This window comes from Pseudomonas sp. P106(2024), assembly GCF_057480815.1.
Genome location: NZ_JBLIYU010000006.1, coordinates 271,907 through 284,716 on the forward strand (window position 1 = coordinate 271,907; position 12,810 = coordinate 284,716).

At 64.6% G+C, this 12,810-nt stretch carries 12 protein-coding genes; 5 read left to right on the forward strand and 7 right to left on the reverse strand.

Going from position 1 to position 12,810, the window contains the following annotated elements; translation table 11 throughout:
* Positions 1-16 precede the first annotated feature (16 nt).
* The gene (gene ydiJ, locus AC25M7_RS13045) at positions 17-3,034 is read right to left on the reverse strand and encodes a D-2-hydroxyglutarate dehydrogenase YdiJ (RefSeq protein ID WP_028691079.1); all 3,018 of its coding nucleotides are present in this window, start codon (positions 3,032-3,034) and stop codon (positions 17-19) included.
* Positions 3,035-3,186: 152 nt separating this feature from the next.
* Here ydiJ and AC25M7_RS13050 point away from each other — a divergent pair, with 152 nt between their 5' ends.
* Positions 3,187-4,068 carry a LysR substrate-binding domain-containing protein gene (locus AC25M7_RS13050; RefSeq protein WP_028691080.1) on the forward strand — a complete coding sequence of 294 codons (882 nt, stop codon included), beginning with the start codon at positions 3,187-3,189 and terminating at the stop codon, positions 4,066-4,068.
* A 72-nt stretch (positions 4,069-4,140) separates the two neighbouring features.
* On the opposite strand, the gene AC25M7_RS13055 is transcribed toward AC25M7_RS13050, so the two are convergent.
* The 6 genes from AC25M7_RS13055 to AC25M7_RS13080 form a co-directional block, all read right to left on the reverse strand.
* A complete protein-coding gene (locus AC25M7_RS13055) occupies positions 4,141-5,559 on the reverse strand; it encodes an amino acid permease (RefSeq protein ID WP_062574784.1) in 1,419 nt (472 codons plus the stop codon).
* A gap of 654 nt (positions 5,560-6,213) precedes the next feature.
* A complete protein-coding gene (rluB, locus tag AC25M7_RS13060) occupies positions 6,214-7,278 on the reverse strand; it encodes a 23S rRNA pseudouridine(2605) synthase RluB (RefSeq protein ID WP_028691082.1) in 1,065 nt (354 codons plus the stop codon).
* Positions 7,279-7,452: 174 nt separating this feature from the next.
* Positions 7,453-8,214, reverse strand: a complete 762-nt coding sequence (gene scpB / locus AC25M7_RS13065; protein WP_062360641.1) for an SMC-Scp complex subunit ScpB — start codon at positions 8,212-8,214, stop codon at positions 7,453-7,455.
* A gap of 14 nt (positions 8,215-8,228) precedes the next feature.
* Positions 8,229-9,047, reverse strand: a complete 819-nt coding sequence (locus AC25M7_RS13070; protein ID WP_486950477.1) for a segregation and condensation protein A — start codon at positions 9,045-9,047, stop codon at positions 8,229-8,231.
* Positions 9,048-9,052: 5 nt separating this feature from the next.
* On the reverse strand, positions 9,053-9,682 hold the full coding sequence (locus tag AC25M7_RS13075; RefSeq protein WP_036986145.1) for an L-threonylcarbamoyladenylate synthase: 630 nt from the start codon (positions 9,680-9,682) through the stop codon (positions 9,053-9,055).
* A 13-nt stretch (positions 9,683-9,695) separates the two neighbouring features.
* A complete protein-coding gene (locus tag AC25M7_RS13080) occupies positions 9,696-10,556 on the reverse strand; it encodes a PHP domain-containing protein (RefSeq protein ID WP_028691086.1) in 861 nt (286 codons plus the stop codon).
* Positions 10,557-10,623: 67 nt separating this feature from the next.
* Between AC25M7_RS13080 and AC25M7_RS13085 the strand changes: the two genes are divergently transcribed.
* The 4 genes from AC25M7_RS13085 to AC25M7_RS13100 all read left to right on the forward strand — a co-directional run bounded on the left by AC25M7_RS13085 (position 10,624) and on the right by AC25M7_RS13100 (position 12,743).
* Positions 10,624-11,220: a septation protein A gene (locus AC25M7_RS13085; RefSeq protein WP_028691087.1), complete on the forward strand. Its 597-nt coding sequence runs from the start codon at positions 10,624-10,626 to the stop codon at positions 11,218-11,220.
* A gap of 1 nt (position 11,221) precedes the next feature.
* Positions 11,222-11,521, forward strand: coding sequence for a YciI family protein (locus tag AC25M7_RS13090; protein ID WP_028691088.1), 300 nt, complete (start codon positions 11,222-11,224; stop codon positions 11,519-11,521).
* Between the two features lie 159 nt (positions 11,522-11,680).
* Entirely contained in the window at positions 11,681-12,058 is a 378-nt protein-coding gene (locus AC25M7_RS13095; protein WP_371349942.1) for an SH3 domain-containing protein, read from the forward strand.
* 7 nt (positions 12,059-12,065) lie between these two features.
* Positions 12,066-12,743, forward strand: coding sequence for a response regulator transcription factor (locus AC25M7_RS13100; protein ID WP_028691090.1), 678 nt, complete (start codon positions 12,066-12,068; stop codon positions 12,741-12,743).
* The last annotated feature ends 67 nt before the right edge of the window (positions 12,744-12,810 follow it).

Below are 12,810 nucleotides of genomic sequence, written 5' to 3' on the forward strand. Positions count from 1 at the left end.
CGCCCCCAGCAATTGACTAGCGCTGCGCGTACTGCAACACCACCTCCAATGGATGACGCAACTGCTTCTCGGTCATGCGCTTGACCTGGCTGCGGCACGAGTAGCCGGTCGCCAATGCCTCACCCTGCTTGTCCAGCTTGGTCGCCCAGGACTGCTCGAAGATGGTCTTCGAGGTTTCCTGGTTGCGCGCTTCATGCCCATAGGTACCGGACATGCCGCAGCAACCGGTGACCTCGGTGACCAGCTTCAGCCCCAGGCGGGCGAACACCTGCTCCCACTGCTTGGTACTGGCTGGCACATTGGTTTTCTCGGTGCAGTGGGCCATCAGGCGGAAGCTGTCGCCCTTGGCCGGCGCCTGCTCGGGCAGCACGTTCATCAGCCACTCCTGGGGCAGCAGCACCGACGGGCACTCCACGCCATCGACCTTCTGGTACTCCTGGCGGTAGACCAGGGTCATCGCCGGATCCAGCCCCACCAATGGCACGCCGCAGTCGGCCAGGGCCTTGAGCTGGGTGGCGTTGCGCAACGCCGCCTTCGCGAAGGCACCGAGGAAACCCTGCACGTGCAACGGCTTGCCGTTGGCGCTATAGGGCGCGAGGAACACCTTGTGCCCCAGGCGGTGGGCCAGCTCGATGAACGAGGCCAACAGTGGCGTCTCGAAATAGCGGGTGAAGGCATCCTGCACCAGCACGATGCTGCGCTCGCGCTGGGCCGGGGTCAGCTCACGCAGGGCCGGCACGCTCGCCACCTGGACCCGGCAACGGGTCAGGGTGGCCTGGAAGTTGAAACGGCTGATCAGCGGGCTGTCGACCATGCCGACCTTGTCCGCCAGCAGCCTGCTCACCCACTTCGAGCCCATCACCGCGTTGTACAGGCCCGGCGCATGGGCCAGGTACGGGATGGTGAACTCCAGCGAGCCGATCAGGTAATCGCGCAACGGGCGCTGGTAGCGGCCGTGGTACAGCTCGAGGAAGCGCGAGCGGAAGTCCGGCACGTTGACCTTGATCGGGCACTGCCCGGCGCAGGACTTGCACGCCAGGCAGCCGGCCATGGCGTCGTATACCTCGTGGGAGAAGTCTTCTTGTCCCTGCTGGCGCGCACGGCTGTTGCGCAGGCGCGCCGGCAGCCCCATGAACCAGGCCCCCTTGCGTTGGGCGGCGGCGAGCACATCGATGTTCGCCTCGCCCTGCAGACGCAGCCATTCGCGGATCAGCGAAGCACGCCCCTTGGGTGAGTGCTGGCGTTCACGGGTGGCCTTCCACGACGGGCACATGGCGTCGTTGGGGTCGTAGTTGTAGCAGGCGCCGTTGCCGTTGCAGTGCACGGCGCTGCCGAAGCTTTGCCAGACGCGCTCGTCGATACTGCGGTCCAGGTCACCGCGCAGGGTAACGCCATCCACGGGGGTCAGGCCTTCGGCGCTGTCAGGCGGGGTGCAGATCTTGCCTGGGTTGAGCTGGTTGTGCGGGTCGAAGGCGCCCTTGAGACGCTGCAGCGCCGGGTACAGTTCGCCGAAGTATTCCGGGACGTACTCCGAGCGCAAGCCTTTGCCATGCTCGCCCCAGAGCAGGCCGCCATAGCGCTGGGTCAGCGCCGCCACGGCATCGGAGATCGGCTTGACCAGCGCGGCCTGGGCCGGGTCCTTCATGTCCAGCGCCGGACGCACGTGCAGCACGCCGGCATCGACATGGCCAAACATGCCGTAGGCAAGGCCGTAACCGTCAAGCAGCGCGCGGAAGTCGGCGATGTAGTCAGCCAGTTGCTCCGGCGGCACGGCGGTGTCCTCGACGAACGGCTGTGGCCGCACTTCGCCCTCGACGTTGCCCAGCAGCCCCACCGAACGCTTGCGCATGGTGTAGACCCGGGTGACCGCCTCGGCGCCCTCCGCCAGGGTATGCCCCAGGCGCTCGACGCTGGTGTCGCGCTGCAGGTGGGCGACGAACGCCTCGACCCGGGCATTGACCTCGGCCGGCTCGTCGCCACAGAACTCCACCAGGTTGATACCCAGCGTCGGGCGCTCGGCGTCGGCCGGGAAATACTCGGCGACGCTGTGCCAGACGATGTCCTTCATCGCCAGCATCAGCACCTTGGAGTCGACGGTCTCGATCGACAGCGGCTTGTGCGCCATCAGCGCATTGGCGTCGCGCAGGGCGTCCATGAAGCTGGTGTAGCGCACGTTGACCAGCACCGCGTACTTCGGGATCGGCAGCACATTGAGCTTGGCCTCGACCACATAGCCCAGCGAGCCTTCGGCGCCGCACAGCACGCTGTTGAGGTTGAAGCGACCCTGCTCGTCGCGCAGGTGCGCCAGGTCGTAGCCGGTCAGGCAGCGGTTGAGCTTGGGGAAGGTGCTTTCGATCAGCCCGGCCTGGGTTTGCTGGATCTCGCGGGCCATGCGGTACACCTCGCCGACCCGGCCGGGCGCGGCGCAGGCCTGCTCCAGCGTCGCGTCGTCGATCGGCAGGCTGTGCAGACGCTCGCCACCGAGCAGCACACTGTGCAGCTCGAGCACGTGGTCGCGGGTCTTGCCATAGGTGCAACTGCCCTGGCCGCTGGCGTCGGTGTTGATCATGCCGCCGACGGTGGCGCGGTTGGAGGTCGACAACTCTGGCGCGAAGAACAGCCCATGGGGCTTGAGCGCGGCGTTGAGCTGGTCCTTGACGACGCCCGCCTGGACCCGCACCCAGCGCTGCTCGACGTTGATCTCGAGAATGCTGTTCATGTGCCGCGACAGGTCGACGACGATGCCGTCGGTCAGCGACTGGCCGTTGGTGCCGGTGCCACCGCCACGCGGGGTCAGCTTGATATCGCGAAAGCGCGGCTCGGCCATGAGCGTGGCGACCCGCGCCACATCGTCGGCATCCAATGGGAACACCGCCGCCTGGGGCAGGCGCTGGTAGATGGAGTTGTCAGTGGCCAGCACGGTGCGGGTGCCGTAGTCGGCACTGATCTGACCACGGAAGCCGCTGCTCTTGAGGGCTTCGAGAAACTCGGGATAGTGGGCGGCGGGCGCACGGGGCGGCAGCTGGGCGATCATCGAAGGATGCCTCTTTGATATCGGGCTAATTCACGGAAATCTTGTCACTCCTGCATGAATGACTCATGGGAGGATTTCGAACAGGCCAATGTTCCTGTAGTTTCGCGCCAGGGGCAAATGGATATTCCTGCCGCTATCAATGAGCTTTATGAATGAATTACCGCCACCTCACGCCGTCCATGTCGCTGCTACTGGCCTTTGAGGCGGCCGCGCGGCATGAAAGCTATACCCGCGCCGCCGCCGAGCTTTCGCTGACCCAGAGCGCGGTGAGCCGCCAGGTGCAGGCGCTGGAGCAACAGTTGGGGCTCACCCTGTTCCGTCGCGAGGGGCGCCAGGTGCAGCTGACCGATGTCGGCCGCCTGTACCAGCGCGAGCTCAGCGAGGCCCTCGGCCGGATCCGCAGCGCCACCTTGCAGGCCCTGGCCTACCAGTCCGGGGTCGGCACCCTGCGCCTGGCGACCCTGCCGACCTTCGGCTCGAAATGGCTGCTGCCGCGCCTGCATGCGTTCTACAGCGCCCACCCCGGCATGCTGGTACACATTCATTCCCGTATCGAAGCCATCAACTTCGACACCAGCGAGATCGACGCGGCCATCGGCGTGGCCACCCACGACCTGCCCGGACTGGTCTGCCATCGCCTGCACGCCGAGGAACTGGTGGTGATCCTGCCACCCGAAGCCAAGGTGGACGGGCATTGGAACCCGCAAAGGATGAGCGAGGAGGTACTGCTCAACGTCGCCAACAACCCCCATGCCTGGGGCGAGTGGTTTTCCCACCATGCCCTGCCCCACCGGACGATGCGCCTTGGGCCAAGTTTCGAGCTGACCTCGCATTTGATTCAAGCGGTTCGGGCAGGCATAGGCATTGGCCTGGTGCCCAGAATCCTGGTGCAGGAGGAACTGGCCAGCGGCGAACTTTTCAGCCCGGGCACACCGTTTGCCAGCCAACGCAGCTACTACCTGATCTATCCGCCCAGGAATGAGGCATTGCCTTCGCTGCGGGCGTTTCGCGGCTGGTTGCTCGAACAGATCTGAGGCCGACACAGGCAACAAAAAACCCGATGTCCGTTACCCGGCATCGGGTTCTTTGTTGGTGCGCCTCAGTGCTTACTTGGCGATGCTGCCAGCAGCGCCATTGGCCTGGGAGCCACGCTTGCTCTTCAGTTGGTAGGCCACATACATCACCACCAGCCATACCGGCATGGCGTACACCGATACCTGGATGCCCGGGATCTGCAGCATGATGCCGAGGATCAGCACCACGAAGGCCAGCACCAGGTAGTTGCCGTACGGGTACCACAGCGCCTTGAACAGCGGCTTCTGGCCGGTGCGGTCGAGGTGCTGGCGGAACTTCAGGTGCGAGTAGCTGATCATCGCCCAGTTGATCACCAGGGTCGCCACCACCAGCGACATCAGCAGCTCCAGGGCATTCTGCGGCATCAGGTAGTTGAGCAGTACCGCGATCAGGGTCACGGCCGCCGACACCAGGATCGAACGTACCGGCACGCCGCGACGGTCGACCTTGGCCAGCGCCGCCGGGGCATCGCCCTGCTCGGCCATGCCCAGCAGCATGCGGGCATTGCAGTAGGTGCCGCTGTTGTACACCGACAGCGCCGCGGTCAGGACCACGAAGTTCAGCAGGTGCGCGGCCACGTCGCTACCCAGCAGCGAGAAGACCTGGACGAACGGGCTGCTGCCGTAGCTGCCGCCGGAAGCGTCGATGCTCGCCACCAGGCTGTCCCACGGGGTCAGCGACAGCAGCACCACCAGGGCGCCCACGTAGAAAATCAGGATGCGGTAGATGACCTGGTTGATCGCCTTGGGGATCACGGTCTTCGGCTTGTCGGCCTCGGCTGCGGTGAAGCCGAGCATTTCCAGGCCACCGAAGGAGAACATGATGAAGGCCAGGGCCATCACCAGGCCGCTGACGCCATGCGGGAAGAAGCCGCCATGGGCCCACAGGTTGGTCACCGACGCTTCCGGGCCGCCACTGCCACTGGTCAGCAAGTAGGCGCCCAGGCCGATCATGCCGACGATAGCGGCGACCTTGATGATCGCGAACCAGAACTCGGCCTCGCCGAAGAACTTCACGTTCATCAGGTTGATGGCGTTGATCAGCAGGAAGAACGCCGCCGCGGTCACCCAGGTCGGGATCTCCGGCCACCAGTAATGGACGTACTTGCCCACTGCCGACAGCTCCGACATGCCCACCAGGATGTACAGCACCCAGCAGTTCCAGCCCGACAAGAAGCCGGCGAAACCACCCCAGTACTTGTGTGCAAAGTGGCTGAACGAGCCGGCCACCGGCTCTTCGACGATCATCTCGCCGAGCTGGCGCATGATCATGAAGGCGATGAAGCCGCAGATCGCATAGCCGAGGATCATCGACGGACCGGCGGACTTCATCACGCCGGCCGAGCCCAGGAACAATCCGGTGCCGATCGCGCCACCCAGGGCGATCAGTTGGATATGGCGGTTCTTCAAGCCACGCTTGAGTTCGCCAGACTGTGAATTATGTCCACTCATGAACGAAGTCACCTGCTTGTTTTTATCTGTGACGGAATCGGACCCACCGCACTCGTGGCGCAGCGGAATGGGCAAGGTGGTTACCTTGGGTTCTTGGACGGGACTGTCCTGACGGGCGAGGTGCCCGGACGGATCAACCGGGTGTCAGCAAGAGTGCGCGGTACGCAAGGGGGTCACAGGTAAAACGCGGCGCATTGTATACCCCTGCAAACGCGCAGGCGTCAACGCGTTGCATCGTTTCCTGTGGAAAAAACGCACCGGTCCTGGGGTGAAGGCCTGAAAAGGCGGAGTGATCGGCGTACATGGCGCCTCCATTTTGTTGTTTTCGATGCCTGGCTATCCTGCCTGGCTCTGCACACGGCAATGGCGCTATCTCAGCGTTTGGGCAGAGGTTTGGGAAGGGGGGAAAGGGAGTCGGGGAGGCTCTGGCGCGCAAGTCTTGGAAAGATTTTGTGACGAAGAGCGGTAAATCACTGGCAAGCCGAGGAAAAGGCCTCGAATCGTATAATTTTCTTTACATAGTGGTTTGAAAATTTGCCACTGGCCGGGAAAATTTCTGTCTGTTCAGGTACTTGGGGCCGATTTGCCCCGTGCCATAAACCGCAGCCACAAAAAAGCCAGCCCGAAGGCTGGCTCTTTCGCTACCGGGGTGAATCAGCCACGCGGCTTGCCGCGGCCACGGCCGGCAGGCTTGTCGCCCTCGGGACGGGCCGGACGCTTGCGCATCTCGCTCGGGCGCTCGGCCACCGTGCTGCCACGACCACTCTTGCGCGGCGCAGACTCTTCACGCGGCGCGCGCGCCGGGCGCTCGGCCTTACCTTCGGCAGCCGGACGCAAAGTGCGCACACGCTCGCCACGCCCCAGCGGACGGGTCGACTTGCGCTGCAGACGCTCGAGCTTGTCCTTGGCCTTGAGCTTCATCTCCGGCAGCGCCACTGGCTGCAGGCCGACTTCGGCGGCCAGGATGTCGATCTCGCCCTGGCTCATTTCGCGCCAGCGGCCCATCGGCAGGTCGGAGTTGAGGAACACCGGGCCGAAACGCACACGCTTCAGGCGGCTGACCACCACGCCCTGGGATTCCCACAGGCGGCGCACTTCACGGTTGCGGCCTTCCATCACCACGCAGTGGTACCAGTGGTTGAAGCCTTCGCCGCCCGGTGCCTTCTGGATGTCAGTGAACTTGGCCGGGCCGTCCTCGAGCACCACGCCGGCCTTGAGGCGATCGATCATGTCGTCGTCGACCTCACCGCGCACACGCACGGCGTACTCGCGGTCCATTTCATAGGACGGGTGCATCAGGCGGTTGGCCAGCTCGCCGTCGGTGGTGAACAGCAGCAGGCCGGTGGTGTTGATGTCCAAACGGCCGATATTGATCCAGCGGCCCTCTTTCGGGCGCGGCAGGCGGTCGAACACGGTCGGGCGGCCTTCCGGGTCGTCACGGGTGCAGATTTCGCCGTCGGGCTTGTTGTACATGATCACGCGGCGGGTCGCCTCGGCGGCCTCGACACGCTTGATCAGCTTGCCGTCTACGGTGATGGCGTCGTGCAGGTCGACGCGCAGGCCCAGGGTGGCCTCGACGCCGTTGACCTTGATACGGCCCTGACCGATCCAGGCCTCGACGTCACGACGCGAGCCGACGCCGATGCGCGCCAGCACTTTCTGCAGCTTTTCGCCGGACGGCGGGGTAGGTTGTTGGTCTTGCAGGTCTTTGTCACTCATCTGGGCACCTCCCGGTGTAGTAGTGAAAGCGGGCGCGCATCATACGCGGTTCGGCGGGGGAACGCACTGGAGGGTAGAAGGTTTTTGATGATAGCTCTGTAGGTTCCGCCCAAAGGTATGCGTTGGCGATGCCAGCCTCATCGCGGGGCAAGCCCGCTCCCACAAAGCCGGCAGTCAGGCCTTTGGTTCATCCTCGGGCTCGATGGACGCCTCATCGCGCAAATCATCGAAATCGGTCTTGAGCCCCTCTTCCATCGCATCCAGCTCAACCAGCAGCGAGCGAAAACTGGTCTCCTCCTTGGACTCCACCTCTTCGCCCTCCTCGTCCAGGCTGGCATCGGCCATGGCTTGCAGATGCGCTGGCACCGGCGCCTCGTCCGGATCGAGCATCGGTTCAGGCTCCAACTCGCGCAACTCGGCCAATGCCGGCAGCTCGTCGAGGCTCTTGAGGTTGAAGTGATCGAGAAACACCTTGGTGGTGGCGAACATCGCCGGCCGGCCAGGCACCTCGCGGTAGCCGACGATACGGATCCACTCGCGCTCCATCAGGGTCTTGATGATGTTGCTGTTGACCGCCACGCCGCGCACGTCCTCGATCTCGCCACGGGTGATGGGCTGGCGATAGGCGATCAGCGCCATGGTTTCCAGCAGCGCGCGGGAATAGCGCTGCGGGCGCTCCTCCCACAGGCGACCGACCCAGGGCGCATAGTCTTCGCGAATCTGCAGGCGATAGCCGCTGGCCACCTCCTTGAGCTCGAAGGCACGGCCGCTGCAGGACTTGCCCAGCACTTCCAGGGCCTTCTTGAAAACAGCGGGGGCCGGGCGCTCGGCCTCCTCGAACAACTCGTGAAGGCGTTCGAGGGATTGCGGCTTGCCCGAGGCAAGCAGGAAGGCCTCGATCAGCGACGCCAGTTCGCGGGGTTCGTTCAGGTTCATCGGTAGTCGTCAGGTCACTCTGCCCGGGCACGGACGTGGATCGGGGCGAAAGGCTCATTTTGCACGAGTTCGATCAGCGATTCCTTCACCAGTTCGAGAATCGCCATGAAGGTCACCACCACGCCGAGCTTGCCCTCCTCGCGGGTGAACAGTTCGACGAAAGGCACGAAGCCACCGCCCTTGAGGCGTTCGAGCACCTCGCTCATGCGCTCGCGGGTCGACAAGGTCTCGCGGGTGATCTGGTGGCTCTCGAACAGGTCGTTGCGGCGCATGACCTCGGCCATGGACAGCAGGATCTCCTCCAGCGCCACCTCCGGCAGCAGCTTGCGCACCTTGGCCTGGGGCGCCTCGAGGCGCGGCACGACGACGTCGCGGCCAACCCGCGGCAGTTCATCGATGCCTTCGGCGGCAGCCTTGAAGCGCTCGTACTCCTGCAGGCGGCGGATCAGTTCGGCGCGCGGGTCGCCCTCCTCTTCCTCGATCTCGCTGGAGCGCGGCAGCAACATGCGCGACTTGATCTCGGCGAGCATGGCGGCCATCACCAGGTACTCGGCGGCCAACTCCAGGCGCACGCTCTTCATCAGTTCGACATAGCCCATGTACTGGCGAGTGATCTCGGCCACCGGGATGTCGAGGATGTCGATGTTCTGCTTGCGGATCAGGTACAGCAGCAGATCCAGCGGGCCTTCGAAGGCCTCAAGGATCACTTCCAGCGCGTCCGGCGGGATGTACAGGTCCACCGGCAGCTCGGTCAGGGCCTCGCCGTAGACCAGGGCCAATTGCAACTGCTGCGGCGCTTCAGCCTCCAGGGCCGGCGCCTCGGGCGCTTCCAGCTGGCTCACACGTTGACCAGGAACGGCGTGGGGTCGCCGCAGCCTTCACGGATCAGCTCCGGCTCGTCACCGGACAGGTCGATGACGGTCGAAGCCTTCAGGTCGCCGAAGCCACCGTCGATGATCAGGTCGACATGGTGCTCCAGGCGCTGGCGGATCTCGTAGGGATCGGTCATCGGCTCATCGTCACCCGGCAGGATGAGGCTGACGCTCATCAGCGGCTCGCCAAGCTCTTCGAGCAGGGCCAGGACGATGGGGTTGGACGGCACGCGCAAGCCGATGGTACGGCGCTTGTCGTGCAACAACAGGCGCGGCACTTCACGGGTGGCGTTGAGGATGAAGGTATACGGCCCCGGAATGTGCGCCTTGAGCAGGCGGAACGTCGCCGTGTCGATCTTGGCGAAAGTGCCCATCTCGGACAGATCGCAGCACAGCAGGGTGAAGTTGTGGTTCTTGTCCAACTGGCGCAGGCGGCGCACCCGCTCGATGGCGCCTTTGTCGCCGATCTGGCAGCCCATCGCATAGGCCGAGTCGGTCGGGTAGACCACCACCCCACCCTTGCGGATGATCTCGACCGCCTGCTTGATCAGGCGCGCCTGCGGATTTTCCGCGTGGATCTGGAAAAATTGGCTCACGTAGTCGTCCTGTTCATACCGCCATAGGCTGTTCATGTCGGAATCGGCGCCACAGGGGTGGCAGGTCCTCGGGCAATGGCCGGTAGGCACCGATCTCGCCCCAGGTGCCAGGGCCGTGGAAGTCACTGCCGGCGCTTGCCAGCAAGCCGAACTCACGGGTAAGGATCGACATGGTCCCCACCTGCTCGGGCGGCATCATCCCATTGACCACCTCCAGCGCCTGCCCTCCTGCCTGAATATAGTCGGCAATCAGCCGTCTGCGCTTGCTGCGGGTCAGTTCGTAGTGCATGGGATGGGCCAAGCTCACCCAGGCATTGGACTGGCGCAACGTGGCGACAGTTTCCTCCAGCGTCGGCCAGTGCAGCTTGACGTCCCCCAACTTGCCGGCGCCCAGCCACTTGCGAAAGGCCTCGCCACGGTCCTTGACGAAACCTGCGCGCACCAGGAATTCGGCGAAGTGCGGGCGCGCCGGAGCGTTGCCGCTGTCACCCAGCTCCTGCTGCACGGCGCGCGCGCCGTCCAGCGCGCCGGGCATGCCCTTGGCCGCCAGCTTGCGGTCGATTTCCTCGGCGCGCAGCCAGCGGCCACGGTGCAGGTTGTCGATGGCCTCGAGCAAGGGCGGGGCACCGAGCGGAAAATCGTAACCCAGCACATGGATGGTGGCGCCGCCCCAGGTGCACGACAACTCCACCCCGCTGATCCACTGCATGCCGTTGTCCAGGCAAGCCTGGCGGGCCTCGGGCAGGCCTTCGAGGGTGTCGTGGTCGGTGAGAGACAGCATCCGCACCCCGTGCTCATGAGCCCGGGCGACCAGTGCCGTGGGCGACATGGCGCCGTCGGAGGCCGTGCTGTGACAGTGCAGATCAACATTCATGGAGGAGCGCTTTCGCAGGAATCGATGTTTGTTATTATGCCGTCACATCCCGCTTCTGGCTGCCACTGTGAAACAATTCATCGATTTCATCCCGCTGCTGCTGTTCTTCATTGTCTACAAACTGGACCCGCGCCCGGTCGAATTCGCCGGCCACGGCTTCGAGTTTGGCGGGATCTACAGCGCCACCGCCATGCTGATCGCCAGCTCCGTGGTGGTCTACGGCGCGCTGTTCCTGCGCCACGGCAAGCTGGAAAAGGGCCAGTTGCTGACCCTGGTCGCCTGCCTGGTGTTCGGCGGCCTGACCCTGGCCTTCCACAGCGAGACCTTCCTCAAATGGAAGGCGCCGGTGGTCAACTGGCTGTTCGCCCTGGCCTTCGCCGGCAGCCACTTCATCGGTGACCGGGTGCTGATCAAGCGCATCATGGGCCACGCCCTGACACTCCCTGAAACAGTCTGGACCCGCCTGAACCTGGCGTGGATCGGCTTCTTCCTGGTGTGCGGCGCCGCCAACCTGTTCGTCGCCTTCACCTTCCAGGACATCTGGGTCGACTTCAAGGTGTTCGGCAGCCTGGGCATGACCGTGCTGTTCCTGGTGGCCCAGGGTGTCTACCTGTCGCGTCACCTGCACGATACCGACCCTTCCACCTCCAAACCCAAGGACTGACATGCTCTACGCCATCATCGCCAGCGACGTCGAAAACTCCCTGGAAAAACGCCTGGCCGCACGCCCCGCCCATATCGAGCGCCTGCAACAGCTCAAGGCCGAGGGCCGTGTGGTGCTTGCCGGCCCGCACCCTGCCATCGACAGCAACGACCCGGGAGCCGCCGGTTTCAGCGGCAGCCTGATCGTCGCCGAGTTCGATTCGCTGGCGTCGGCCCAGGCCTGGGCCGACGCCGACCCGTACATCGCCGCGGGCGTCTACGACAAGGTCGTGGTCAAGCCATTCAAGCAAGTCCTGCCATAAACGGGCTGTTGAGCACAGGCCTTGTGGTAGCAGGCCAAGGCCGCGCCGACAAAGCCTGCTTCTTGCTACACCCCGCGCTGCGCTATTCATAAATTCCGACAACCGGCCGACAACCTCCTGAATCGATACGAATCAGGAGTTCCAATGCGTCAAGGTCCGATGTCCCTGCTGCTTTGCCTGTTGCTGTCGTCCCCTTTCGCCGCGGCCGAACAGCCGCTGTCGCTGGAAGCCGGGGCGCGGATCACCGAGCTGCAGCAGCGCCTGGAAGAAAGCGAGAAACAGCGCGACGCGCTGACCCTGCAACTGCAGAACCAGGACAACGCGCGCGAAAGCGCCCAACTCTCGCGCCTGCGCCAGGACAACCAGCGTCTGAAGCTGGCGGTCAAGGAGCTGCAGGCCGCCAGCAGCGCGCCCCAGCGCCTGCTCACCGACCAGCAGCAGTGGTTCCTGATCGGTTCGGTCGTTGCACTGTTGTCGGCAGTCTGCGGTATCTTAGCCAGCGGCGGACACAGAAGACGCCGGCAATGGTTGAATTGAGTGAGACATGAGCGAGCTGTTACTGATTGATGATGACCAGGAACTGTGCGAGCTGCTCGGCAGCTGGCTGACCCAGGAAGGGTTTGCGGTGCGCGCCTGCCACGATGGCCAGAGTGCGCGCCAGGCCTTGGCCACCCACGCCCCGGCGGCGGTGGTGCTGGATGTCATGCTGCCCGATGGCAGCGGCCTGGAACTGCTCAAACAGTTGCGCAGCGAGCACACCGACCTGCCGGTGCTGATGCTCTCGGCCCGGGGCGAGCCGCTGGACCGCATCCTCGGCCTGGAGCTGGGCGCCGACGACTACCTGGCCAAGCCCTGCGACCCCCGCGAGCTCACCGCCCGCCTGCGCGCCGTGCTGCGCCGCAGCCACCCCAGCGCGCCCAGCAGCCAGGTCGAGATCGGCGACCTGACCTTCAGCCCGGTGCGTGGCGTGGTCAGCATCGACGAGCGCGAGATGACCCTTACGCTGTCCGAGAGCCGCATCCTCGAGGCGCTGCTGCGCCAGCCCGGCGAGCCGCTGGACAAGCAGGAACTGGCGCAGATCGGCCTGGGTCGCAAGCTCACGCTTTATGACCGCAGCCTGGACATGCACGTCAGCAACCTGCGCAAGAAGATCGGCCCGCACCCGGATGGCCGCCCGCGCATCGTTGCCCTGCGCAGCCGCGGCTACTACTACAGCTTGTAGGCGTTGGGGGGCCGCTTCGCGCCCCCGCTCATCTTTACCCAGCCTTTACCCTCGCCTGACCGCCCTT